Below are 26,778 nucleotides of genomic sequence, written 5' to 3' on the forward strand. Positions count from 1 at the left end.
GGGGAATGTGTGCAGGAGTTTTGTGCAAGTTCACTCTTGCACAAAACTCCGGGAAGTGTGATCAGACTGTTTTGCTTGCCAAACGGGAGGCGATGCCGTCGTGAATCTGAGTAAGTGTCTCAACCAGACCATATTCCCAATTCCAACCAGGATAGTGAGATTTAAACTTGTTAAGATCGCTTACATACCATATATGATCCCCGATACGGTTCGTTTCCGAATATGAGTATGAAAGTTTGTTACCAGTAATTTTCTCACACAGAGTAATAGCTTCCAGCATCGAGCAGTTTGCAAAACGCCCGCCTCCTGCATTGTAAACTTCTCCCGGGCGAGGGTTTTGATAAAAATGCCAGAACATATTTACCAGGTCATGGCTGTGGATATTGTCACGAACCTGCTTGCCCTTATATCCAAAAATGGTGTAGTGATTTCCTGTGATTGCACATTTCATCAGGTAAGCCAGAAAGCCGTGAAGCTGAGCACCTGAATGGTTGGGTCCGGTAAGACAGCCGCCACGGAAAACACCAGTTTTCATGCCGAAGTATTTACCATATTCCTGCACCATGATATCAGCTGCAACTTTTGAGGCACCAAATACCGAGTGTTTAGTATGGTCTATGCTGTGATTTTCGTCAATACCATTTTTAAAATATGCATGGTTTTCGTCGATTTCCCAACGTGTTTCAAGCTCAACTAATGGCAAGTAATTTGGATTATCACCATATACCTTATTGGTTGAAGTAAAAATGAAAACGGCATCGGGCGTATGCAAACGCGTCATTTCCAGCATATTCAAAGTGCCTACTGCATTTACACCAAAATCAGTGAATGGTTCTTTCGCTGCCCAGTCATGGCTTGGCTGAGCTGCCGCGTGAACGATCATTTTGATATCAGTGCCATATTCTTTAAAAATCGGTTCAAGCTGGCTTACTTCGCGTATATCCGCAGCATAATGTTTGTAATTACTAAAAGCCTCCTGAATTCTGTTTTTATTCCAGTCAGTATTGCCGTCTGCGCCAAAGAAGTATTCTCTTAAATTATTGTCTATTCCTATTACAAGGTCAAATTTTTCAGAAAGAAATGCGACAGATTCACTGCCGATCAGACCGGCCGAGCCTGTTACTAATGCTATGTTCATGAAGGTATTTTTATATTGTTATAGCTGGATATATGTATACGCCCACTGACGCACGAAGTAACAAAGTAAATCAAACAAGGTAATTTAAGCAAATTAGCCTACTATAAAGGAGTAAACGGTAAAATTGATCCCGCAATTGTAAATTTTTTTAAAGGGATTGAAACAGGTTGACTGTTTTGTTTTTTCATCCGGCGAACGAAACTGGAAGAGTATTCCCCTGACATTCAAAAAAAGAGGCCGTTTTTAGACAGCCTCTTCGCATTGCACACCGCAATTATTCGAATTTCTAGAAGAAAATCACTTCTTGGCTTCCTTAACCGCAGTTACAGGGAAGTCTCCATATTGAGATGAGACTGTTCCCGTCAGAGTATCGCCTTTTTGAAGAAGGGAGTATTTGATCAGACCGCCCTGGAAATCCATGGCGAAAATGACCGAGTCCTGTTTTACGGTGAGATCCTTCATTTCCGTTTTTTCAGTATCTCCCACAAACCCAATGGTCTTACTGTCCTTCTGCTCAAAAGTGAAAAATCCCCATTCATATTCGGGTGGAACATCGCTGATCCTGTATTTCCATAAGCCAACTAATTCACCAGCCGTTACCGCTCTGTGTGCGGCTGTTGATAGGACGCCGGCCACAATCATCATCATTAAGAAGTACCTTGTTTTCATCATTGCAATAGAAAGGATTAAATGTTTCGAAGTGATCAACTCTTTGTTTCCTAAATTTATGCAAATCCGCTTACCGTACAATCTTTAATATTTAGATACTGGTTGTTTTAAAAATTATTTAATGCAGGCATTCTGATTCCAACAACTCGCGCAGGTCTTCTTCTATATCTTAACAGGTGTTTTCCGGGTGCAGCAGCGTGAGCAAGTTTTGTATCCACTTGGGCGGTATAACAGTTGCCGACTACCCGTTCATATCCCACTTAGTTTTAGTGCGTTTGGAGGAACCAGCTGCCAAAGATTTTGCCTCACCTCTTGTATCTCGCTCAAAGCACGACTACCCAATGCGGTGACGCTGAATATCCGTTTTCTGCGTCCGCCTCTCTCTGTTGTGGCTCCCCCCAATGCTGACTTTACAAAGCCTTTCTCTTCAAGCCGTATCAGCGTGTTATGAACAGTTCCAAATGTTACGCTTCGCCCGGTGTGCTCTTCCAAAGCCTGACTGATCGTGACGCCATATCCTTCGCCGTCCAGAATGGCGACCATCAGTAAAACGACTTCTTCAAATTCCCCCAAATAAGTACGGCGCATATTCAGATCTTATTAGTTTACATTTTCTCGTACAAATGTGTGTCACTTTTAGAAAGGTGCTTCGGTTGGCTGTAAACAGCAATTAAAGGTAGTTTTTGATTAAAATATCGTCCAGAAAAGAACGAGGACTGTCCGATATCGGACAATTTAAACGAAATGGGAATTGGTACTAGCCAGAATTTCGGCTTTAAGTGCAGATATTTCAATAATCCTCTACCCGCTTCGCAAGGCAAAGGGCGGATAGAGGGTTATTGGGGCTTTTTTTATTGTCGTAGATAACGTCCGCGAAGTAATTTCATCATATGAACGTTGATGCCCCATTGATCTGCCAATGGTTGGTTGGTATATGGCAATGTCGGCAAGTAATTTGGTGGGCCAAATTCGGTCAGGAACGTCATAACTTCACCGTTTTTGACTTTTCTCGTCACCACTTCGTCCCACCATGCAAAGTGTGCTTTGACAGTACTTTCCCATTCAGGCGCACGAGGGTCATTTACCTGCGGGCCTTCGGCATGTCCGATTCTGGCGTGGATATGGTTGGCTCGGGAAAGCGCAAGGGCGACTGTTTCTTTTTGGTCTTCCAACAAACTTTCGTGGACATTGCACCAGTGTGATATATCAAGCGTAATCTTTAAATCAGGATTTTTTTCCATGAAATTCCTTGCGATATGTGCAGCAAAAAGCATTCTGCCCCGGTGGGTTTCATGATATATGGGTACTCCTGATTTTGCACTTGCCTCAATGGTATGATCGATAATGGCCTTGTTTTGGTCGTAACTATAAAAATCCTTTCCGCTGTGGCAGTTGATATAGAGTGGTTTACGATCAAACAGCGTAGTCGCTTCGTCAATCGCTTTTTTAAACGAGGCGAGATGGGCAGTATAGGCAGTTTCCCCTGATCCGCAGAGATATCCAACTTCCAGATCGTACTTTTTCAGGGCTGCAAAGAGTTCTTTACGTTTCTCCGGATCGCCCTGCCACCACATTTCTATTCCGTCATATCCTTCTTTTTTTATTGCTGCGCAAAACTCGTCGGTACTGCCTTCGAAGCCCCAGTTGGTGCCCAGAATTTTAAGAGATTCTTTATTGGCAAACTGATATGGGGCGGGGGAGTTTTCGGTAATATCTTTCATAGTGGAAAGGATGGTCGTGCCGGTTATAGCTGAACTCATAAAACTTCGTCGGTTCATTTAGCTTTTAGCTGTTAGCGATTAGTGTTTAGTTGGGACTCGTCGTTTTTAATCACCTCGGGCGCATGTATATCACACACTCCCTTAATTTCTATTTCCGTTTTTCAGTAATCAAAGTATCCACTCTGGCAAAGATCGCTGCCGAAGCGGAGTCCAGGCCGCCAACGATCTTGACATTCGGATGTGCTTTCCGAAGTTCTGCCGCCCCAGTTTCTGATACACCGGATTCCCAGACATACACAGACTTCAGATTTTTGGATCCTAAGATATTTTTCAAACCTGTATCTGTAACTTTGGTATCGACCACGTTGAGATATTCTAGTCTTGATAAACCTTTCAAAGGCAGCAGGCCAGCGTCGGTAATAAGCGTATGTTCGATATGAAGCTTATTAAGGTTTTTTAGTTTGGAAATTTCTTTCATCCCCTGATCCGAGATTTTTGTTTTACCTACTTTAAGCCAAACGATCTGATCAGCCAGCGGAAGTAGTAAAGCAACTTGTTTATCGTCAAAATTTGGAGCGTTTACCGCACTCACTTCCAATAAGTTCTTATCTGCGGAAAGGCGATTTACTATCAGGCCAGCGTTTTTAAGCCCTTCAATCAACTTGGCATCCGGCTGCGAAACCGTCAATCCATCTAAAACAGACGCGGCGGCTGTTCCACCTTCATTCTGCGGGCCGGAAAGTTTGGCCAATGCAGGTTTAAGCTGGTCAGGAGCTTTCAGCTCAGATACCTTTTTGTCGGCCGGTGCTCCTTGATCGATCCACCAGGAAATAAGCGAGACCTGATCTGAGGAAAGCTGGGGTTTGCCTTTCGGAGGCATATGGTCGTCATCGCCTTCGGGCAACAGGCACCTCTTAATCATATCACTTTCGGCACCTTTCCCGGCAACAAAAGCAGGTCCGTTTTTTCCGCCTTTCGCGATTAACGCGAGTTCATCTAACCGTAAATCTCCTTTTTGCTTGGAGGCATTATGGCACTGGGTACATTTATTTTTTAAAATAGGTTGTACAATATCCTGATATACAACGGCTTCATCGATATTAGCAATGGGTTTTATTTCGGTAGATTCCTGTTCCAAAGGAGGCATTCCTGCTATGCTCCGAAAAGGCTCCGGGGTATATTGAGTCAAGAATTCTTCCCCATGTGTCAACGAGCCTCCATCGTGCCCGGCAGATAAAAGAAAAACAGTTGCCAGCGCAAAAGAAGGGAGATAGAGTAAGGGAGCAAACGGGATTTTATCTGAAAAATCGGATTTGGCCAGCCACGCTACCCACGCAAATGCTGCGACACCAATACCGGCCCATTGGTGATCCTCCAGCAATTCTGCATCATATCCTCCTCCCAACGAGAGCAGGTACCCCGCAATACAGGCAAAGGTGGCTCCAACCGCCGCCCAAAACAGGATAAAACTGATGGTGGATTCCGAAACGCCAATTTTACCGGTTCGTCTCCCGATTTCCAGAAGTACCGCGATAAGCAGAAAACCAATGGGTAGGTGAACGATAAGCGGGTGAAAACGGCCGATAAAAAATGCCCAGCTGGAGGCTTGCAATAAAATAAAACCCATATGAAACAGTTATGCGGAGAACTTTATTAATATGTATATCAGGCTACAACCTGGTTTATGACTTTGCCCTCGGTGTCAGTCAGCCGGAAATTTCTTCCCTGGAACGGATAGGTGAATTTTTCATGGTTAAAACCCATCAGATGCAGGATTGTTGCCTGAAGATCGTGAACATGAACGCGATCTTTTACACCGTAATAGCCTATATCGTCAGTTTCTCCATGAACATATCCCTGTTTTACACCGCCTCCAGCCATCCACATTGTGAACGCTTCGAGATGGTGATCGCGACCCATGAATGGCATCACGAGGCCGTTACGATTTTCCTGCATCGGAGTTCTTCCAAATTCAGCTCCCCAGACGATCAGCGTTTCTTCCAATAATCCTCTCATTTTCAGATCCTGGATCAACGCCGCAATCGGCCGGTCGGATTCCAGACATTTATGTCTCAAACCTCCTTCCACATTATGGTCGGCGGATGTTCCGTGGCCGTCCCATCCCCAGTCGAATAGCTGTACGAAGCGGACGTCATTTTCAACCAGTTTGCGCGCAAGCAGGCAGTTCATTGCGAACGTACCATCGCCCGGTTTTACACCGTACATATCCAATATAAACTGAGGCTCTTTCGAAACATCCATTACCTCCGGCACCGACATTTGCATCCGGAACGCCATTTCATATTGGCTGATACGTGTTAATATCTCCGGATCTTTTACGTCTTCATAGGTAACACGGTTGATCTCGTTGATGGCTTCGATTGTTTGCTTCCGCATATTGCGGTTCATACCATTCGGATCAGATACATATAGAACGGGATCTCCTCCTGTCCGGCATTGAACTCCCTGATATACAGATGGTAAGAAGCCACTTCCATATACACTTTTCCCTGCATCCGGTTGTTGACCACCTGACGCCAGCACGATGAAGCCAGGCAGATTCTGATTTTCGGAACCCAATCCATATACCGTCCATGCACCTAAACTGGGCCTACCTAATCGCGCACTACCGGTATGCATAAGCAATTGAGCGGGTGCGTGGTTAAACTGATCGGTATGCATTGCTTTGAGGAAAGTAATTTCGTCCGCAACTTTCTGCAAATGAGGTACATAATCCGACATCCACGCACCTGATTGACCATATTGAGCAAACTTGCTTCGTGGTCCCAACATTTTGGGAACCCCTTGAATAAAGGCAAACTTTTTCCCCTCCAGCAATTCGGCAGGACAATCTTTCCCGTCGTATTTTTGCAGTTCAGGCTTATAATCAAAGAGTTCCAGCTGAGAAGGCGCACCTGCCATATGGATATAGATTACCCTTTTCGCCTTTGGGGCAAACTGCGGGATTTTATCGGTCAGCGCGCCAGCAGCTTCAGCGGTCTTGGCGTCCGCCGATCCGCAAGAGTTAAGCAAAGAGCCAAGCCCAAGCGCACCCAATCCAAAACCAGCCGACTGCAGAAAATGACGCCTCGTCTGACGCTGCAAATCCGCATGTTGTAGTTCTTTTAATAGCTTTTCCATATCAATCAATTCGCCATTTCGATACTTGATAAATCCCCACACCCATTTTTTCCTTAACCGTCAACCTGTCCCCCCTTTCCTCCCTCCTCCTTTTCCTCCCTTATTCCTTAGTAACCACATTATCCAAATTCAACAAAACATTCGCTGAAACCGTCAATGCCGCCAGTTCGGGAGATTTTGCGGTCTGACCCTGATATGGCAAAATGCTGTCCACTTCACTTGGCTGGGTTTTATATGTTTGTAAAGCCTGTTTATATATCTTGAGTAAAACATTCAGACTTTTTTGCTCAATTGGTTGGAAAGTGAGCATTCGATATCCCTCTTTCAGCTGGGCTTCCGGTGTTTTTGCACTTTTCTGCATCTTTGTAGCCAAACTCTGCGCGGCTTCCAGATAAACAGGGTCATTGAGCGTAACTAATGCCTGTAAAGGGGTATTTGTCAATATCCGTCGCGATTGGCAGAATTCTCTGGTCGGTGCGTCAAAAGTCATCATCGATGGATATGGTGCAGTGCGTTTCCAGTAGGTATACACTCCCCGGCGATATCTGTCTTCGCCTTCGCTTAACACCCATTTTTCACCACTATACGGAGATTGCCAGATTTTATCCGGTTGCGGTGGCATCACGCTTGGGCCAAACATTTTTTTCGAAAGCAATCCACTGCATGCCAGCGCCTGATCCCTCACTTGTTCTGCGCTTAATCTCACACGTGGCCCACGGGATATCCAGTAATTGAAAGGATCTTTTTCCTGTTTCTCTTTATCAGTCTTAGAGCTTTGTCGGTAAGTAGATGACATCACAATCTCTTTCAAAAGTGATTTGACACTCCATTTGTAGTCATCCATGAAAGTTACCGCGAGCCAGTCAAGCAACTCCCGGTGCGTAGGTTCTGCGCCTTGAGAGCCAAAATCTTCGACAGTTTCCACAATGCCTTTTCCGAATAACTGCTCCCAAAAACGATTGACGATCACGCGGGAAGTGAGCGGGTTATCACGGCTGACGATCCATTTGGCAAGTCCAAGCCGGTCGCGGGAGTATTCTTTTGGAAAATCAGGCAACATCTCAGGAACATCGGCTTTTACCTCATTGCCTTTAACCATCCAATTCCCCCGAACGAAGACGTTTGTTTTTCTTGCATAGTCGTCCTTCCCTTCCCATAAAACTGGCATACTCTCGGGATAATGAGCAAGAACGGTTGCGTAATCAGTTACAATTTTTTGATATTCAGGATCTTGCGAGCCCGGTAGTGATTTCTGAAACGCGATCCAGGTAATCCGAACCCATTCTTCAGGGGTTTTCGGGCTTGATAAAGTCAAGTATATATCGTGCTTACCCTGAACTTCTGATATCGGGAGGACAAGAACGGAATCTTTCGTAGGAACCACGGTTTTCGCCAGAATTTCCCCATCTTTTTTGTCCAGATGAAAAGTGATTTCAGCTTTTTCAGCGCGGGTTGCAATATTCATCACTAACTGTCCTTTTCCGGTCAAATTGACTTGCGGAATTTTTGCATTTCCTTTATCCTTAACCCCATAATAAGATATGACAAGCACCGTAGACTGGTCGCCTTTTTCAAAATTATGCGCGTTGATCTTTGGCTCCATCACATTCATAAACTGGGTGAACTCTGGAACCAGTTTTGAATCGTGTTTTTTGACCCAGGATTTGATTTCTTCTACTTTCAGCGAATCATCACCTTTATAGAACCGCATTTTAGGCCATTCGTCCCACACGTCTTCATCACGCGTATTGTTGAAAAAAGCCATGTATTTGTAATAATCATCGTGCTTGATGGGGTCATATGGATGGCTGTGGCATTGAATACAGCCAAAAGTAGTGCCCTGCCAAACTTCCCAGGTTGTATTGACTCTGTCTATTAAGGCAGCCGTACGAAATTCTTCGTCGTCCGTTCCGCCTTCATTATTGGTCATCGTATTTCGGTGAAAGCCAGTCGCTATGATGTTTTCTTTTGAAGGAAAGCCGTCCTTTTCGGCGGGAAGTAAATCGCCGCTGAGCTGTTCGATGGTAAAACGATTGAACGGTTTGTCTTCATTGAAAGATTTTACAACGTAATCGCGATATCTCCACATGGATCTACCGCCGTCGCTTTCATATCCTTTTGTATCGGCATATCGCGCCAGGTCCATCCACATGGACGTCCATTTTTCGCCATATGAAGGAGATTTTAATAGTCTGTCAACTACCTTTTCATATGCATTTGGAGAAGTATCTTTTTGAAAATCAGCTACTTCTTTTTCGGTTGGCGGTAGCCCGGTGAGATCAAGACTTACTCTTCTGATCAAAGTAGCCTTGTCAGCTTCCGGCGATGGGGAGAGATTTTTGTCCTTTAATTTTTCGAGTACAAAATTATCGATCTCATTTTTTGGCCATTTGGAATCCTCGTTGTCCAGCAAGCCAAATAGATTGGAAAAGTTTCGGAAAGATGGAACAGCCGGTTTTTTAATCGCTGTATATGACCAATGTTGCTTCCATTCCGCACCTTCATTGATCCATTTTTTTAATATTTGAACCTCGTCCTTTGAGAGCGGAGTGCTGTTTTTTGGCATTTTCTCCTCGGGATCTTCACTTTCAATACGACGAATCATTTCACTGGCATCAGCGTCCCCTCTCACCACAGGAATTTTCCCGGACTTGCCGGGTTTAAGCATATCTTCCTCAAAGAGAAAACTCACATTGCCAGCCTGTTTCACGCCTCCGTGACAACCCATGCAGTGTTTGTTCAATATGGGCTTAACTTCCGCATTGTAGTCCACCTTGTGCCCTAACCCTCCAGACCAAAAATATGCGGAAAGAAGAATTACTAAGGCTGTGGTACTATATATAACTACTTTTAACATTTCAGTGGGAATAGGAAATAGTATTTCAATAATAACGAATCAAGATGTAAATTACTGATAAACAGTTGTCTTATATATGCTCAAATGGTTTTTTGAAATCAAAATTGTGATTGATATACGTAGTATTCGCACAGGTTAATAACACAATTATTGACTTTTTTAGCATTTCGATGAAGATAAAAATCTTTCAAAATTCCTATTTTCTTGTCGAAAAGGCCAATGATTAGTTGATAAAGTTAGGTACAATATTAACTGCCAAATAGGATTAGCATTAAGAAACGAAGAAGCTGGTTGAATTCTTCATTACCCTATGAAACCGTTCAACCAACACTCCTGAGTTCGGATCATATCCTTATCCGAAAGTCATGATTTCTCAAAAAATACTTAAATCTCGCCCCCGACCTCTGTACGATATGTCATATCTCGAACACGTCGAAAATTACGTCTGGGAATAATGACAAAATTGAAGAAATGAATCCCCCAATACAATGGAGGATTTTAAAATAATGATGGAGAAAAATATGGATAAGCGATTCGTGAAAATAGCCTGACAAAAAGATATTTCAATTCCGGGAAGCGCTTGAGGCGCCATAAAGCAGAACTTAAGCATAACGGATTGATTTCTTGGAAAATCGGCATTAAAAGCTGAGAAGGTATCCGGAAATATCTGCAAGATTCTGTTCGGTCAAGCCTAGTGCCGTTGGTTCGGGCATGAGCGACTTTGCCATTTTTTCTCTAGTTTTTATTTGATCCGCCTTGATGGTGTGCTTAATTCCAGCCACGTCTTTCAAAACAACATTGGCTCCATCGCTGAGCAGGAAGCCAAAAAACGTATCGCCTTTCTTCGTAGTAATCGTATATGCCTCATATCCAAATACCATACTGGCGGAAGGATTGACAATCGCATCAAGTAGGCCGGCCTTATCAAATTTTTTCTGGATTGCTGTTAAATCGGGGCCTACATCTGCTCCCGCTTCACCATGTTTGTGACAGGACGCGCAATTGGTTTTAAACAGCTTTTCGCCATTTTGAGCACTTCCCTGCATGCGAGCGATGAAGTCAGTTTTGAGCATTTTACCTTCCCTGGGGAAAAATTGACTGGCTAGTACTCTGACATTTTGATCAGGATTTTTGAACATCGTTTCGCTTACAGACTTTGCAATGGTGTCAGGAACCTGACCTTGTACTCGCATATCGAGCAGAATATTGCCGCCGTTTTTATCTTCTGCCATTTTCTGGGCTGCTGATATGCGTTCAGGAATACTGGTATTTTTATCTGTCACAGTCTTTTTGAGCTCCAGCATTTTTTTGTATTCCGGCGTGATAACAACAGCCATTTCTTCCTCCCAATTTGCCAAATCTGCCCAGTCATTGGTTTTCCGGAAATTTAGCCACCACGCGGCGAGTGATGAAACATCGGGTAGTTTGGATTTTGAAAGAGCGATCATCGCGTCGACAGCCTCGCGGGTATTGATGAATCCTAAAGCGGTCAATGTTTTCCGGCGATCAGCAATAGACACCGTTTCCATTCCAGCTCTAACTTTAAGTTCTGCCACGGCCATATCAGGATGAAGCCGCCAGGTTAAATTTGATCGCTTTTCACTCCATTTGTCGGGAGCTGATACATCACCCGCCTTTACAAGCTGATATACTTCCTTCTCTTTGCCGCTACTTGCTGTTCCGATCGCCTCCAGCATCCACGGGTCTTTGCCATCATAAAGTGCAATCAGATTTTTAATGGCTGGCACTGCTTGTTCAAAGGGAATATCCCGAAGCGCAATACCCACTTCTCGTCGAACGGCCGGATCCTGATCTTTTGACATTTGAAGTAAAAATGGTTTTTCCGCATCGATGGCGCGAAGTGCTCTGAAGGCAGTCAGTCGCTGGTAGGAGTTCAGGGAATTGAGCAAACTAACGGCAGCATCTTTTCCTTCTGGGCCGAGCTGTGGCAAAAGCCATATGGCCCTCGCCTGAAAATATGGATTGCTGGCTGTTAGCAGTGTTTTGATCTCAGGCAATACGCTGTCACCCAGCTGCCTGAGTCCATCGAAAGCCAGCGCCCGTACATTCACGGCGGGGTTCTTTAGGGCTTCGACCAGCCCGGCTTTCGTTTTAAGATCTAATTTTGGGGTTGTAAGTTGAGTGCCCTTGGGCGTGATTCTAAAAATTCTTCCATATCCCTTTTTGTCCTTCATTCCATGACCTCCCACGATAGGATCGTACCAGTCGGCTATATAAAGTGCGCCATCCGGACCGACAGAAATATCGGAAGGCCGAAACCATTTTCTGGTATCCCCGTCAGTTTCGTACCACTCATATCGCTCTGAAGCTTGTGGAAATGAGCTGATTAAATCTCGACGCTGCAGTTTAAAACCAGCACCTTGTTTTTGAGGTTGATATGCAAAGATGACATTTCTACCCGCCTCACAACTTAACAATGTTCCCCGGTAATTTGGCCCCAGCTGATCTCCTTCATAAAAAACAATACCCGTCGGCGATCCGGCCCCGGTATTATCACCGGCTGGCATCACTCCCGGATCTTCCTGATGCCAGTGGGTGGTAAATATATCCTGACCAGGTCGACGATCGGCTTGCCAGTATCGCGTTCCGTCCGCAGAAAAATAGCCTGCGTTGCCATTCTCAGGAAGAAACGAAACCCTGCACGTAATCACTTGATCGTCATTATCATTTTGCCACATATTGCCATAGCTATCGAGGCAGGTTTCATAACTATTCCGGAAATTATGTCCCAAAACTTTTAGGCCCGTTCCATCCGGGTTGATTCGTAAAGCAAGCCCACCAACCCAAACCCGGCCGTCGTCAGATTTCTGATTTCCGTGATTTTCTTTGTTATATGGCGTTCCTCCGGTATATAAGCTTCCGCTTCGCAGCGTCCAGCCGGCTTTATCGGTCACATTATGAGGACCTGCATTTCCAGTATTGAAGTAATATCGTCCGTCGGGACCAGTGACCAGTGAATGCAGTGAATGATCATGGTCGAAACCACCAAAGCCTGTAAGCAAAATTTCTTTTTTATCGGGTTTGTCGTCGCCGTTGGTGTCGGTATATACGATCAAATTTGGGGCACATGAAACAATGACTTTATTGCCAATTACCGCGATCCCGAGGGGTGCGGTCAGTGAACTATCCTCTACAAAAACCTTTGACGTCTCCGCTTTTCCATCTCCATCCTGATCTTCCAATATCATAATTCGGTCACCCTTGGATTTGTGCGTCAACCGTTCATTGGGTTTTGTATTAAAATCACGGTAATTAACAGCTTCGGTGATCCAGACTCTTCCCCTGGCATCTATATCCATATTTGTCGGATTGTAAAAGTCCGGAGACTCCGCCCAAAGCGTAGCTTCCAGATCGTCAGGTACATATAAACGGGAAGTATCAGTTTCTGATCTTAACACAATACCTGACTGACGTGGAGTCTCAGGGTTTTGAGCCCTTTCCGCCTGGAATATCAGATATCCAAAAAAGAAGGCAGGAACAACAAGTAGGAAAACAGACTTTAATGGCTGGTTGAGACGTAAAGTATTGTTAGTCAGAAACATATGTTTATAAGTTAATCCTTCGTCAACGTTGAACTATACGGAAAATGTGTTTTTCAGATATTGAAGATTGTGGCGGTAGCATTCCACTATATCCACTCCTTTCGGACTCGCCCATTCAATCTGCATCCATCCTTCATATCCGATTTCCTCAACTGACCGTGCAATCCGGGGCCAGTCCAAAGTCCCTTCTCCCAGCCTCTGGCCATTTTCTTTCATATGTAATTCGCAAATCAACTTTTTGCCGAGCAAAGGTATTTCCCGGAAAATATCGTGGCCAGCGTCGGCCGCGTTCCGAAAATCATAATAAACTTTGATGGCGGGTGAGCCTACTGACTCGATTATTTCGATATGCTGTTCTGCACTGAGGTAAGACTCAATTCCGAGCGTTATCCCCTGCTTTTCTGCGTGGGGCGCTACTTCTTTCAGTTTCCGAATGACTTCCTTTACCCCCGCCGGGTCATTTCTCAAATCTCCATCCGAAAAGAAAGCCAGGAGAATGACAGGCGCATTCAAAGTTTTGGCCGCATTTACAGCGTTCCAGACCCATTCCGCAGTTTTATTTTGAGATTTATATGGTGTGCGGTTCAATTCGCCTATCGCCAGGCTGGATATTTTGATTCCCTTCGTTTTAGAAGCGTTGGCAATTCCATCAATTGTATCTTTTACAGATAAACCTTTTTCATCAGAACCGGTATTGTAACTCACCTGAACGCCATCCAAGCCAATTTGCTTAGCCACATCAAAAGCCTTCGGATTCATCGTAGCACCGAGCGACCAGTCACAAGCACCTATGTATCTGGCATTTCGAATAAAATCTGGAAAGTTGATAAACGGAAGTCCCAAAAGTGCTGAGCACTTTTGCAAAGCTTCCCGACGACTAACGGACTGGAGGTTCATATAACGGCCAAAGGAATATTCTTCTATTCTTTAAACCTCTTCTCCCTGTTATTATACTTATAACCGTTTTACTTTAATAGAATGCGTCCTGAATATGCCGGAAATTTAGCTGGCCATTTGGTAAAATGAGAATGGAAATAACATCAAATCTGATATCATGCTGCCAGTCAGAGGTGAAGATATAGTTTTCGGCAGCTTTCATAATCAACTTCGCTTTTGTCGAGCTGACAAACTCCTCCGGCATTCCGAATCCAGTTCCACTTCGCGTCTTGACTTCAATAAAAGTTAAGGTTTTATTTATCCTCGCAATGAGGTCAATTTCAGCGAACTTGTAACGGTAATTTCTTTTAAGAATTTCGTAGCCATTTTCAATCAGAAAAGCGCAAGCCTTGTCTTCTCCCCACGTACCAGTTTGGTTATTTGCCGCCATAAGAACAATTTTAGGGTAAAGTGTTGTTACACGATAGGTGATTTGATGTTTCAGACGTGCTTGATGCAAATATGTTACAGCAAAGCCTAACTTTTTGATATACATTGCTTTCCGAAGCAGATTTTGAATATGAATACGGTTATTAATAAAAGGGTAGCTTTCCAGGATTTGGGGCTGATTGATTATCAGGAAGCATGGGACTATCAGGAATCACTTTTTGCGGATACACTTTTGGTTAAAACCAATAATCGGAGTTTGCCCGAAAATGAATTAAAACCAACACCAAATTACCTGCTCTTTTGCGAACATCCGCATGTTTACACCTTGGGAAAGAGCGGAAAGTTGGATCACCTTTTGCTAGACGAAGCAGATTTGAGTGCCAAACAGGCTAAATTTTATAAGATCAATCGCGGAGGAGATATCACCTATCACGGACCCGGTCAACTGGTAGGATATCCCATTCTGGATCTTGATAATTTCTTCACCGATATTCATAAGTATATGCGGTTCATGGAAGAAGCGGTAATTTTGACACTGGCTGATTATCAGATAGATGCTGGCAGAATTGCAGGTCTGACAGGCGTTTGGCTCGGCTATGAAGATAAACCGAACCCAAGGAAAATTTGTGCAATGGGTGTAAAATCGAGCCGATGGGTTACTATGCACGGTTTCGCGTTGAACGTCAACACCGATTTGAGTTTTTTCGGGAATATTGTACCTTGTGGTATTCAGGATAAAGCAGTAACATCTATGGCGACTGAACTAGGTCAGGAGGTACCCATGAAGGATGTTGCTGAGCGATTAAAAATCCATCTGGCTGACCTGTTCCAGATGAAGTGGTAAGATTTAGAAGATGAAAAAAGATATTATATTTCATCCCGTTGAAGGGGTGCATGTTGCTATAGTCAGAAATAAAAGGGAGTCTGAGGCTACCGAAGATAGCTGGCAGGTTGTGTTGCTCAATCGGAAACTCGAGACGATTACGAATGTTTTTATCACTTCTAAGGGGTATGGTAATTCCGAATCAGGTACCAATACGGATCAAAAAACTTCCACGTTACGTCATTTTTTTCAGGAGATAGCGGCTGGTGATCACGTCGTGGTTGAGCCGATTATGCCGGAAGTTTTTCATTTGTATAATGAATATTGGATCAGCTATTTTGTTGGAAATCAGATATATGATAAAAAATTCATATTCGTTCCCGATAGCATAGTTGAAGATAACGTGATGGAAATTGCGCCGCTGGGAATGGAGGGAGTGTTGCATCAGTAGCTGGGAGGTTTTGAATGAGTGAATTGGTGAATGAGCGAATATAGGCGGGACTGAACCCTGGCGTCCTTTGCGAGACCTTTTGCGTCCATTGCGTTTAAATAGTCAGTGCTTTGGACCTTTCGTTCGAAATTGTTTAAACGTCTATACACACCATGAATGATGAGTTTCGCCGAAAAGCTAAAAATTTCCTTTTACTTGATATAGAGACAGTATCTTCATTTGCTACATATACCGAGTTGCCGGAAAGGATGCAAAAGCTTTGGGACAAGAAAGCAGTGAATCTGTCAAAAGGAGAAGGTAATGTGTCAAGTTCCGATTTGTTTTACGAACGCGGAGCTATTTATTCCGAGTTTGGGAAAGTGGTGTGTATCGCCTTTGGCGGCTATTTCTGGAATGAAGACGAGGAAATGTGTTTCAAAGTTAAATCGCTTTCCGGAGATGATGAGAGGCAGCTGCTTCTGGATTTTAAAGGATTAGTTGAAAGATATCCCTCGTCAGAATTAACGCTTTGCGCACATAACGGTAAAGAGTTTGACTTTCCATTTTTGTGCAGAAGAATGTTGATTCACGGAATTGAAATTCCCCGCGCACTGCAGATTATGGGGAAAAAGCCATGGGAGATTCTGCATCAGGACACAATGGATATGTGGAAATTCGGCGATTATAAAAGTTATACCTCCCTCGATTTGCTTGCTGCTGTTTTTGATATTCCCGGAAGTAAAAATGAAATGAGCGGCGATCAGGTTTCCCGAGTTTACTATGAGGAAAAGGATTTGGAAAAGATATGCAGATACTGTCGCGAAGACGTAGTTGTGTTGAGCCAATTATATCTGAAACTGAATAGTATACCGACAGTTTTGCCTGAGAATATTTTGAGAGTGGAGTAAATATATCATCGATGCGAATTCTTTTGAATCGGAGTAGCCCACCGATAAGAATAGCCAACACGTTAAATTCTCCTTTTACCGCAACGGTATGATTTTGGGTTAATATCCATAAGTTTTTGGCAAATCATATCTTCCTGCCTACATTAAGTATCAATAATTAAATCGAAGGAATTTTGGTGTCGTAATTAGGCACCCTATTATTATAAAATGAAAAAGAAAAAAATTAATAAAGAACATAGAAATACAAAAGTGGCTAGGAAGCCACACAATATTTTATCTTCCGTGGATGAACTGAAAGCAGATATCGCTGCTTTTTTTGATCTGAACGGAGAACACTCTTTCCGGCCATTTGACGTCCACGATCAGTTTGGCGTGGAGGACCGCAAGGTTCGGCAGTTATTCAACGAAATTATCACGGAGCTTGAAGAGGCTGGTCGTATTATCTTCAACCAGGACGGCACATACTCTGCGGCAAAAGGAACAACGCTTGAAACAACGGTCACCGGAAGAGTTGATCGTGTGAATAAATCGTTTGCCTTTGTTGTCGTTGAGGGAAGGGAAGACGATATATATGTTGATAATGAACTGCTTGCCAATGCTTGGGATGGCGATATAGTCAAAGTTCAGCAGCTGACTAAAAATCTGGGGAGCAGATTTGGGGGCGATGGTGCAAAAAAGCGAACCGAAGGCAGGGTTACTGAAATTGTAGAGAGAAAAAGCGAAGAAATCGTTGGGGTAATAGAAATTAACCCGCGCTTTGCGATTGTCAATCCTGACAGTAAAAAGCTTTTTGATCCGATATACCTTGAAGTGGATGGGTTAAAGGATGCTCAAACCGGCGACAAAGTAATCGTGAAGGTAACAACCTGGCCAACGCGCAGGAGCCAGGCAGAGGGAGAACTGATAACCGTGCTGGGTAAAGCAGGAGACAATGATGTGGAAATGCATGCGATTCTTGCCGAGTTCGGTTTGCCATATCATTTCCCTGAGGAGGTAGAAGCTGAGGCTCAAAAAATTTCGGATAAAATTTCTCAAAAGGAAATAGAAAATCGGAGGGATATCCGTGATATTCTGACTTTTACGATCGACCCGGTGGACGCAAAGGACTTCGATGATGCGCTTTCGCTGAGATATCTGGAAGAAGGTAATGTGGAGGTTGGCGTGCATATTGCCGACGTCTCTCATTATGTGAAGCCAAACACTGAACTTGAAAAAGAAGCATATAGACGGGCCACATCAGTATACCTGGTCGACAGGACTGTGCCAATGCTGCCTGAAAAACTGTCCAATAACCTTTGCTCGCTGCGACCGCATGAGGATCGCCTGGCTTTTTCTGCGATTTTTGAAATTTCACCAAAAGGTAAGCTTCTGAAAGAGTGGTTTGGCCGAACGGTTATCTACTCAGATCGTCGGTTTTCGTACGAGGAAGCGCAGCAGGTGCTAGATTCCGGAGAGGGAGATTTTCCGAAGGAACTCACCGATTTGAATAATCTGGCGAAGATTTTCCGAAAAGAACGGTTTAAAAATGGCGCCATCAATTTCGAAACCCCGGAAGTTCGCTTCAAGCTCGATGAAAATGGAAAGCCACTGGGGATATATCAAAAGGAACGCCACGATTCGCATAAACTGATCGAAGAGTTTATGCTTTTAGCAAACAAGCGGGTTGCGGAGTTTGTATATGGAATGAAGAAAGGGGAGGAAAAAAATACGATGGTATATCGTATCCACGAAGCCCCGGATCCGGACCGTTTGAAAACATTTGCCAATTTCGTCGCGAAATTAGGACATAAGCTTGAAGTCGAAGAGGAAAGCGAGATCGCTAAATCGATGAATAGTATGTTGAAAGAGGTGGAAGGGAAACCAGAGCAAAACCTCATTGAACAACTCGCGGTGAGAACCATGGCGAAAGCGCGGTATAGCGTGGCAGATTTGGGCCACTTTGGTTTGGCTTTTAAACGATATTCACACTTTACTTCACCGATCAGACGGTATCCTGATGTGATGGCTCATAGATTACTGCAACACTATCTGGATAGTGGAAAATCTGTGGATAAAGAAGCATATGAGGAGGCTTGCAAACATTCTTCCGAACGCGAGCGGCAGGCATCCGAAGCCGAGCGTGCGTCCATTAAATACAAGCAGGTCGAATATATGACCATGATGGACAAAGACAGGGAGTTTGATGGTATCATCACCGGCGTTACAGAATTTGGGATTTTTGTTGAAATCACTGAAACTGCTTCGGAAGGCTTGATCCGGATGACCGACCTTGGCGACGATTACTATGAACTGGAAAAGGAAAATTACCGGATCGTTGGTCAGAAAACCAAAAAGATCTATTCATTTGGCGATCAGGTAAAAGTGAAAGTAAAAGACACAAATCTTGCGAGAAGAAGTATGGATTTGTATCTGGCGGGTAGTACGCCTGGCAGGATGAGTCAAAGAAACTTTGACAGCCGTCCTCCCAAAAAATCGTATCCACGAACAGGAAAGCCTACGGCAGCTCCGAAAGCAAAAAGGCGCCGTAAATAAAAAAATCAGCGTGTAATCGACCAGGTCATTTTAATGAACTTGCGATTACATGCTGAATATTAAATGACTAAATGGTTTTAGTCGCCTATTCCATAGCGTAGAATGCAATATATGGCACGGAAACCATCCTTCCAGTTGATTTTTTTTCCTTCTTCATAGGTTCTGCCGTAATACGAAATTCCAACTTCATATATTCGAATTTTAGGCACTTTCGAGACTTTCGCGGTCACTTCGGGTTCGAAGCCAAACCTTTTTTCTTTTAACTCCAGTCTTTTCAAAATATCAGCCCTGAAAAGTTTATAGCACGTTTCCATATCCGTTAAGTTCAGATTGGAGAACATGTTGCTTAAAAATGTCAGGAATTTATTGCCGATCGTATGCCAGAAGAAAAGGATGCGATGTGGCCTGCCCCCCATGAACCGGGAGCCATAGACGACGTCTGCATAACCTTCCACAACAGGTTTCAGTAGGATATTAAATTCTTGAGGATCATATTCCAGATCAGCATCCTGAACAATTATAAAGTCTCCATTGGCTTTTTTTATGCCCGTGTGCAGGGCCGCGCCCTTTCCCTGGTTATATTCATGACGAGAATAACTGATAACGAGCGACGAATTTTCGTCCATAAATCGTTTCACAACAGCCTCGGTATTGTCTGTTGAGCAATCATTAACTACCACTAATTCTTTTTGAAAACCGCCAATTAGGTCTACTGCCTTCAGTTTCTCCAGAACCTTCCAAATGGTTTTTTCCTCGTTATATGCAGGTATTATAATGGATAACCTCATCTTTCATTTTTACATACGTATATCGACGCACATTGGACTCAATACCTTGAATCCGGTTGTCTGACGTAATGCATTTCAAAACGTTGTGTATATTCAATAGCAAATTTTATTCAAAACATAAAGATGCAGCACCCAGAAGTCCGGCGTCGTTTGCCAGGGTTGCACGTTTGATGTTAATTGTTTTTAGATAATACGGAGTAAGCCAATAGTTGAACCTATCGTTGATCGCCGGCATAATGAACTCGAACGATGCCGAAATTCCGCCCCCGATCAGAATGGTTGTGATATCAAGAATTCTGATCATAGAAACCAACCCTTCGCCTAACAGATATCCCATTTCAAAGAAAATTTGTTTTGCCAATTCGTCGCCACTGGAAGCAGCTGCCACAAGACCTGTCGTCGAAATTGTTCCGTCAGACGGAAGCTGAGTTTCACCGGTATATTGTGAACGCATGGTAATGGCCATATCCAGCAATTCTTTCTTACCAATGTTTCTTTCCAATACTTTACCATTTTTAGAAGGCACGTGCCCAGGCTCCATGGCATTTCCGCCACCTCCTTTAAATACCTTCTTGTCAATGATGGCTGCGCCACCAATACCGGTACCTAATGTCACAAAAATATAGTCCTCAGGAAGCTTATCTTCTCCAAAATAGTACTCACCCAAAGCGGCCGCGTTGGCGTCATTTTCCAGGTAAAAATCGTGAGTTGGGAATCTTTTTTTCAAATCCGGAACGATTGTTATACCGTCGATTTCCGGAATGGCAGTAATTTCAATTAAAGTAGTTCTATCGCGGGAAATTAGCCCTGGAACGCCAATACCTACTCGTTTAACTTCCGGATAACTGACTAATTGAAGTGCTATTGCGTCTCCTAAGCGGTCGATGAAGTGGCCTGAACTGCGCCAGCTAGCGGTGTCGTGGCTATAAAAATTAGAGATTCTACCATCCGTGGCGTCAACGATTCCCATTTTTACGTTTGTACCGCCCACGTCTATACCGAGGTATTGTTCCATTGAAAAATAAAATACTGGGTTTATAAATAAATTTAAAAATGTGGCAAGATAGTAAAATTGCGTAATTGTTTATAAATTATTCTAAATCTCCTAGCTGAGGCCTTATTAAAATTTCCTCAACCACCGCTCTTGGCGAAAGTTTATATGCCGACCATATTGTTTCTGCAATATCTTCTGAACTCATAAATCTTTCTTCAGGCAAATCCGTACCCTTCCAGCTTTCTGTATACGTAGCTCCGGGAAGAATAGCGGTTACTTTGATCTGATATTTCTTTAATTCTTCACGAAGCACTTTTGTCATTCCTAAAAGTGCGAATTTGGAAATACAATAGGAACCGCCGTTAGGATATGCAATGATACTTGCCGTAGAACAAATGGTAAATATGTGCCCTCGCTTTGCTGTCATCATTTCCGGTAACAGGCCGCGAGTGAGGTGATATGCGCTATATAAATTAGTTTCAATGGTTTTTTCCAACACGCCATCTTCCTCATTATGAATCTGTCCTGGCATAAATACGCCGGTATTGTTAATCAATACCTCTGTCTGGTAATTTTTTGATTTAATAAATTCCAAAAAGTTGTTAACATCGGCTCTGAGTGAAAGGTCTGCGGTTAAATATCGGAGATTATTCGAAGGAAATTTTGCATTCATTTCCGTCGATAAATTTTTTAGATCCTCTTCATTTCGGGAACATGTTATGATATCAAAACCATTGGCCATAAACTTTTCGATCAACGCTTTACCTATTCCTTTTGTGCCACCGGTTATAATCAGTAATGGATTCATTTTCTATTTGCTTGTTTTTTTGCCTAATTTTCCCGAAAATATTGATTACAATTAAGATATTATGTCTGTAATAGGGAAATACTTCATTTTTTTAGGCAGCCTGTTTGGCAAAGGGGAGAAGTTATCCGTCTATTGGAAGCGATTTATGGAGGAAAGCGTCGGAATTGGCGTAAGTTCAATATTCATTGTAGCAATCGTTTCTACCTTCATCGGAGCCGTATCGTGTATTCAGACTGCGTATAACCTGGTTAGCCCAATTATCCCTGTATCAACGGTCGCGTTGATTGTTCGGGATATGACCATATTAGAGCTGGCTCCCACCATTACCTGCATCGTTTTGTCCGGGAAAGTTGGTTCAAACATTGCCAGCGAATTGGGCACCATGCGGATTACGGAGCAGATCGATGCGCTGGAGGTAATGGGTATCAATTCGACTTCCTATCTCGTGTTGCCAAAAATTCTTGCGGCTATGTTTACATTTCCAATGCTGGTCATTTTTTCAGCGTTTTTGGGGATCTTCGGAGGATATCTTGCAGGAACGTTGACAGGCGTGATCACAGAGAGAGACTTTTTGTATGGTATCAGAGATTCATTTGTTCCGTATAACATCTTTTTCATGTGTATAAAACCCTTCGTCTTTGGGTTTCTGATCGCCTCTATATCGTCTTTCCAAGGGTTCTTTACAACCGGAGGCGCATTGGAGGTGGGAAAATCAAGTACCCAAGCGGTAACCAATAGTTGCATAGCTATTCTGGTAGCAGACTACCTGTTGGCGCAGTTGTTATTATAATTCAAATTCAGATGATTGAAATACAGGGTATTGCCAAGTCTTTTCATGAAAAAGTTGTTTTAAAGGGTATTTCGAGTCGTTTCGAGAAGGGGCAGACAAATTTGATCATTGGCGGTAGTGGAACTGGGAAGAGTGTACTTTTAAAATGTATGATCGGTCTGGTGAAACCTGATCAAGGCCATGTGCTATATGACGGCCGTGACTTCTACAACAGCGATAAAGACGTTCAGCAATCGATCAGGAGGGAAATGGGCGTTTTATTTCAGGGAGGAGCATTATTTGACTCGAAAACCGTTGAACAAAACGTAAGATTTCCACTCGATATGCTAACAGATCAGTCTCCCAGCGAAAAAGCAGACCGCGTAGCCTTCTGCCTTCAGCGCGTTGGATTGGAAGCTGCGGCAAAACGGATGCCGTCAGAGATAAGCGGTGGTATGAAGAAACGCGTGGGAATTGCACGAGCTATCGTAATGAACCCTAGTTACCTGTTTTGCGACGAACCAAACTCAGGACTTGATCCTCTCACATCGGTGAAGATCGATGAACTGATCAACGAAATTACAGAGGAATATCAAATTACCACTGTCATTATTACCCACGATATGAATTCAGTGATGGAGATTGGGCAAAATATTATTTTTCTTTACCAGGGAGATATGCTTTGGGAGGGAAGTAATGGCACCATTACCAAAACGACTGTACCTGAGTTGAAAGAATTCCTCTTCTCAAACAAGTTGTTGAGGGAAATGGAGGGTTAGGAGGTGTGTTCCAGTTCTGGCGTTTTTGGTCTTGTCAGGAATGACATCAAAGCTTTTCTCTCCACGGCAAGGGTAAAGCCAATAAAGAGGGATATTTCTGCAACATGAATAGTGACGGAGGTGGTTATGTTCTCGAATTTTACTAATGAAGAAAGATAGATTATTGTGCCTGCCGAAAGCATATAAGCCACCGCAGACGTAAGGTGGTAAGGTATATAAAAGTATTTTTGACCAATAATATAACAAGCGGCCATCATCAAGAAGCCGGATAAAGCGAAGGCCGAAGCGAAGCCAAGATATCCAAAAACGGGAACAAGGAGATAACTCGCTACCAACGTTGTAAAAATTCCCAGAATGGCGAAGTAAGTGCCGTACTGCGTTTTGTCACTTAGTTTGAACCAGGTCGTCAAATTGTAATATACTCCCAAAAAGAGAAAGCCAGCCAGTTGCCACGGGACGATAGATAGCCCCTCATGATATATTTCCTGACGCAGAAAAAGTCTGGCAAGTATATCCAGATTGAGACTGACTCCCACCCACATGATGCAGCAAACAATAATGAAGTATTTCATGATACGGGCAAAGACTTCCGGAGCATTCTTATCTATTCCTTTTGAAAAGAAAAAGGGTTCAGCAGCATATTTGAATGCCTGAATTGCCATGTTCATAAAACCTGCCAGCTGAGAGCATACCCCATAAATCCCAATTGCTTCCTTTGTTGTTCGGCCTGGATAGAAGTTTTGTGGAAGGAGAAATTGCATAACTGCCCTGTCGTAAAGGGTGCTCAGTACGCCGGCCAAATTCACGATCAGAACGGGAAATGCATAAACCCAAACGGGCTTGAACAGCTGATTATTAAAAGCGAAACGAAATTCTGAAAATTCCTTTCGAAGCAGAAATAAGCAAAAAATGCTACCCAACAGCGTGGAAAGAATTATATAGTTGGGTGCATATTCAGGAAAATAGAATAAATCGACCAACGGTTTGAGAAATGATAAATATTTACCCGCATTTATGTCTCTGCAAAATATCAGAAAAAAGAGATTCAAAAGGATATTAGTGACAATGTTGATCACTGCAATCCGTGCAAATGCTTTGCCCCGTCCTTCAAGTCTTATTTTAGCGGAGGGGATTGTAGAAATACCCTGGAATGCCATGATCAGCGCAAACCATTTTACCAATAGCCCTGATTGCGGGTATTGAATAAATTGCGCAATTTCCTCGGAAAAAAAGAAAACAGGGGCTGAGCATAACAAGCTCATTAATATTACTGCTGACAATATAAGATTGTAATACTGCTTCTGATCATTTTCCTTTACTGCAAAACGAAAAAAGGCAGTTTCTAATCCCAACGGTAAAAGTGTATACGAAACGGCTGCGTATACGTATAGTTGAACTTGTGGTGCAAGCTGATCAGGAAAAAATAGGCTTGTATGTAACGGGACCAGGAAGTAATTCAGGAAGCGACCTAATATTGTGCTTACTCCGTAAATAACCGTATCACTGGCCAATTTTCTTATTGAACTCATGAAACTGACAAAACTTTATAAACTTTCATTAGACGAGGTAAGCTAAAAAAGTAATTCGACTCTGAATATTAGTAATCTAACCTTTGGATGTTACTTTTTTGGAAGCGACAATGGTGTTCGGTTCGTCCATTGCATAGGTGGGTTGCGTTAAGAGAAAAGCTGAAGCTACATATGTCGCACCAGTTATGTAACTACTTATACAAAATTATACTATTTTATATTATTGAAGAGAGAGCGTCAACTATTTTCTCTCGAAAATGAATATTAGTATAAGAACTGATTATATGCCGACTCCTTGATGACAAATCAAACCACCACGCTATTGAACGGAAATAAAGGCGTTAAAGTATTTCTTTCGATCCTCTCACGGAGGCAAATTGTGTTAAAGGGGGCGTCTTTGTCTTCTGGGGATCCTCCATTTTAAAAGTAACTCATTTCATAAAAGCAGGGGAATATTTATTTCATTCTGCCGAATCCAGGAAGATTTCTTTTTTCAACTAAAAAAGTTACAAAACAAATCACTGCAAATACCAGTGCGTGAACTGCTATGGATACTCCCAGATGCTCGATTTTGAATAAGGCAGATAAATAGATAATTAAGGCACCGATGGAGATATATCCAACTGCTGATTTAACATCGTATGGTACGGGGTAGAATTTTTGTCCGAAAAGATAACACAGCGTCATCATAATTAGGCCCGAAACTGCAAAGGCAATAGCAAACCCCAGATAGCCGAGGTGAGAAACAAGAAAGTAGCTTACCAGAATTGTGGTTATCGCACCCGTCAAAGTCAGGTAAGTTCCATATTGAGTTTTATCTGTAAGTTTAAACCAGGTCGCCAGATTATAGTAGATTCCTAAGAAAAGGAAGCCGGCCAACTGCCACGGCACAATCGGTAAGCCCTCATGATATATGGCGCGTTTTAGGAAAAGCTCAGCCAGCAGGTCCAGATTAATACTGATACCGACCCACATCAAGGTACAGATAATTATAAAATACTTCATAATTCTTGCAAATACATTCGGTGCGTTTTTGTCCTCCCCCTTTGAAAAAAAGAATGGCTCTGCTGCATATTTAAAAGCCTGGATTGCCAGGTTCATGAATATGGATAATTTGGAGCATTGTCCATATATACCAATGGCTTCTTTCGTGGTTCGGCTGGGGTAAAAATGAGGTGGAAGCAGATATTGCATCACAGCTCGGTCATACAGCATATTCAACACACCCGCTACATTCATAATCATAATTGGAAACGCATAAACCCATACAGGCTTGAATATCTGCATATTGAAAACAAATTTGAATCCGGCGAGCTCTTTTCTCAGCATCCAGAAGAACCATATGTTCGATATCAAATTTGCCAGGACAATGTAATCGGCAGCATATTGCGGAAAATAGAAAAGGTCGACGGCCGGTTTAAAAAAGGTAAGGTATTTTTCAGAATATATATCCCTGCAGACGATCAGGAAGAATAGATTGAAACCGATGTTCAATAAGATGTTAGAAACCCTAATTATCACAAATTTTTTTCCTTTGCCCTCGAGTCGAAGTTTTGCAAATGGAATGGAAACTATGGCATCGGTAGCCATAATGATTGCAAACCACTGAACAAGTCTGCTGTTTTCCGGATATTCTATCAAAGACGCAACCTGGTCCGAGAAGCCAAAAATCAGACCCGAACAAATACAACTGACCAATATCACTGCGGACAATATGATATTAAAATATTGCTTTCGATCTGCTTCGTTTCGAGCAAACCGGAAAAAGGCAGTTTCCATTCCAAAGGTATAAAGCACCAGCGACATACCTGCGTAGCTATAAAGTTGCACTTGAACCGCAAGTTGGTCGGGGAGAAAGAGCTTGGTATAAAGAGGAACTAATAAGTAGTTTAGGAAGCGGCCAAGCATCGTACTTATTCCGTAAATGGCGGTTTCGCTTGCCAGCTTCTTTAATGTACTCATAAATGTATTTTGAAATGGATGTCGATTCCAGCGAGCAAAGA

Annotated in this window: 21 protein-coding genes; 6 read left to right on the top strand and 15 right to left on the bottom strand. The window is 43.0% G+C overall.

What is annotated here, in order from left to right; all coding sequences use genetic code 11:
• Window positions 1-61: 61 nt before the first annotated feature.
• The 10 genes from AC1XUD_RS09795 to AC1XUD_RS09840 all read right to left on the bottom strand — a co-directional run bounded on the left by AC1XUD_RS09795 (window position 62) and on the right by AC1XUD_RS09840 (window position 14,416).
• Window positions 62-1,138 carry an NAD-dependent epimerase/dehydratase family protein gene (locus AC1XUD_RS09795; RefSeq protein ID WP_483360803.1) on the bottom strand — a complete coding sequence of 359 codons (1,077 nt, stop codon included), beginning with the start codon at window positions 1,136-1,138 and terminating at the stop codon, window positions 62-64.
• 297 nt (window positions 1,139-1,435) lie between these two features.
• Window positions 1,436-1,810 carry a hypothetical protein gene (locus AC1XUD_RS09800; protein ID WP_483360804.1) on the bottom strand — a complete coding sequence of 125 codons (375 nt, stop codon included), beginning with the start codon at window positions 1,808-1,810 and terminating at the stop codon, window positions 1,436-1,438.
• Between the two features lie 246 nt (window positions 1,811-2,056).
• Entirely contained in the window at window positions 2,057-2,395 is a 339-nt protein-coding gene (locus AC1XUD_RS09805) for a PadR family transcriptional regulator (RefSeq protein WP_483360805.1), read from the bottom strand.
• Window positions 2,396-2,658: 263 nt separating this feature from the next.
• The gene (locus AC1XUD_RS09810) at window positions 2,659-3,567 is read right to left on the bottom strand and encodes a sugar phosphate isomerase/epimerase family protein (RefSeq protein ID WP_483360806.1); all 909 of its coding nucleotides are present in this window, start codon (window positions 3,565-3,567) and stop codon (window positions 2,659-2,661) included.
• Window positions 3,568-3,676: 109 nt separating this feature from the next.
• Window positions 3,677-5,155, bottom strand: a complete 1,479-nt coding sequence (locus tag AC1XUD_RS09815; RefSeq protein WP_483360807.1) for a c-type cytochrome domain-containing protein — start codon at window positions 5,153-5,155, stop codon at window positions 3,677-3,679.
• A 38-nt stretch (window positions 5,156-5,193) separates the two neighbouring features.
• Complete coding sequence (locus AC1XUD_RS09820; protein WP_483360808.1) at window positions 5,194-6,669, bottom strand: DUF1501 domain-containing protein; 1,476 nt, start codon at window positions 6,667-6,669, stop codon at window positions 5,194-5,196.
• Between the two features lie 100 nt (window positions 6,670-6,769).
• Window positions 6,770-9,526, bottom strand: coding sequence for a DUF1553 domain-containing protein (locus tag AC1XUD_RS09825; RefSeq protein ID WP_483360809.1), 2,757 nt, complete (start codon window positions 9,524-9,526; stop codon window positions 6,770-6,772).
• Window positions 9,527-10,164: 638 nt separating this feature from the next.
• Window positions 10,165-13,089, bottom strand: coding sequence for a PVC-type heme-binding CxxCH protein (locus AC1XUD_RS09830; protein ID WP_483360810.1), 2,925 nt, complete (start codon window positions 13,087-13,089; stop codon window positions 10,165-10,167).
• A gap of 33 nt (window positions 13,090-13,122) precedes the next feature.
• A complete protein-coding gene (locus AC1XUD_RS09835) occupies window positions 13,123-13,986 on the bottom strand; it encodes a sugar phosphate isomerase/epimerase family protein (protein WP_483360811.1) in 864 nt (287 codons plus the stop codon).
• A 73-nt stretch (window positions 13,987-14,059) separates the two neighbouring features.
• Window positions 14,060-14,416 (bottom strand): YraN family protein, encoded by a 357-nt coding sequence (locus AC1XUD_RS09840; RefSeq protein WP_483360812.1) that lies wholly within the window; start codon window positions 14,414-14,416, stop codon window positions 14,060-14,062.
• Between the two features lie 129 nt (window positions 14,417-14,545).
• On the opposite strand from AC1XUD_RS09840, the gene lipB reads away from it, so the two are divergent.
• The 4 genes from lipB (at window position 14,546) to rnr (ending at window position 19,108) form a co-directional block, all read left to right on the top strand.
• On the top strand, window positions 14,546-15,259 hold the full coding sequence (gene lipB / locus AC1XUD_RS09845) for a lipoyl(octanoyl) transferase LipB (protein ID WP_483360813.1): 714 nt from the start codon (window positions 14,546-14,548) through the stop codon (window positions 15,257-15,259).
• 10 nt (window positions 15,260-15,269) lie between these two features.
• Entirely contained in the window at window positions 15,270-15,689 is a 420-nt protein-coding gene (locus AC1XUD_RS09850) for a hypothetical protein (RefSeq protein WP_483360814.1), read from the top strand.
• A gap of 152 nt (window positions 15,690-15,841) precedes the next feature.
• A complete protein-coding gene (locus tag AC1XUD_RS09855) occupies window positions 15,842-16,576 on the top strand; it encodes a 3'-5' exonuclease (protein ID WP_483360815.1) in 735 nt (244 codons plus the stop codon).
• A gap of 207 nt (window positions 16,577-16,783) precedes the next feature.
• Window positions 16,784-19,108: a ribonuclease R gene (gene rnr / locus AC1XUD_RS09860; RefSeq protein WP_483360816.1), complete on the top strand. Its 2,325-nt coding sequence runs from the start codon at window positions 16,784-16,786 to the stop codon at window positions 19,106-19,108.
• A 77-nt stretch (window positions 19,109-19,185) separates the two neighbouring features.
• Here rnr and AC1XUD_RS09865 read toward each other — a convergent pair whose 3' ends face one another.
• The 3 genes from AC1XUD_RS09865 to AC1XUD_RS09875 form a co-directional block, all read right to left on the bottom strand.
• Window positions 19,186-19,896 carry a glycosyltransferase family 2 protein gene (locus AC1XUD_RS09865; RefSeq protein ID WP_483360817.1) on the bottom strand — a complete coding sequence of 237 codons (711 nt, stop codon included), beginning with the start codon at window positions 19,894-19,896 and terminating at the stop codon, window positions 19,186-19,188.
• Window positions 19,897-20,002: 106 nt separating this feature from the next.
• Window positions 20,003-20,911, bottom strand: coding sequence for an ROK family protein (locus AC1XUD_RS09870; RefSeq protein WP_483360818.1), 909 nt, complete (start codon window positions 20,909-20,911; stop codon window positions 20,003-20,005).
• 76 nt (window positions 20,912-20,987) lie between these two features.
• On the bottom strand, window positions 20,988-21,698 hold the full coding sequence (locus AC1XUD_RS09875) for an SDR family oxidoreductase (protein ID WP_483360819.1): 711 nt from the start codon (window positions 21,696-21,698) through the stop codon (window positions 20,988-20,990).
• Window positions 21,699-21,759: 61 nt separating this feature from the next.
• On the opposite strand from AC1XUD_RS09875, the gene AC1XUD_RS09880 reads away from it, so the two are divergent.
• Entirely contained in the window at window positions 21,760-22,488 is a 729-nt protein-coding gene (locus tag AC1XUD_RS09880) for an MlaE family ABC transporter permease (protein WP_483360820.1), read from the top strand.
• A gap of 11 nt (window positions 22,489-22,499) precedes the next feature.
• Window positions 22,500-23,246 carry an ABC transporter ATP-binding protein gene (locus AC1XUD_RS09885; protein WP_483360821.1) on the top strand — a complete coding sequence of 249 codons (747 nt, stop codon included), beginning with the start codon at window positions 22,500-22,502 and terminating at the stop codon, window positions 23,244-23,246.
• On the opposite strand, the gene AC1XUD_RS09890 is transcribed toward AC1XUD_RS09885, so the two are convergent.
• Window positions 23,243-24,775: a lipopolysaccharide biosynthesis protein gene (locus tag AC1XUD_RS09890; RefSeq protein ID WP_483360822.1), complete on the bottom strand. Its 1,533-nt coding sequence runs from the start codon at window positions 24,773-24,775 to the stop codon at window positions 23,243-23,245. The genes AC1XUD_RS09885 and AC1XUD_RS09890 overlap by 4 nt on opposite strands.
• Before the next feature lie 456 nt (window positions 24,776-25,231).
• A complete protein-coding gene (locus AC1XUD_RS09895) occupies window positions 25,232-26,737 on the bottom strand; it encodes a lipopolysaccharide biosynthesis protein (protein WP_483360823.1) in 1,506 nt (501 codons plus the stop codon).
• Window positions 26,738-26,778: the final 41 nt, after the last annotated feature.

The sequence above is a fragment of the Dyadobacter sp. HNCC25DJ184 genome (genome assembly GCF_056895215.1).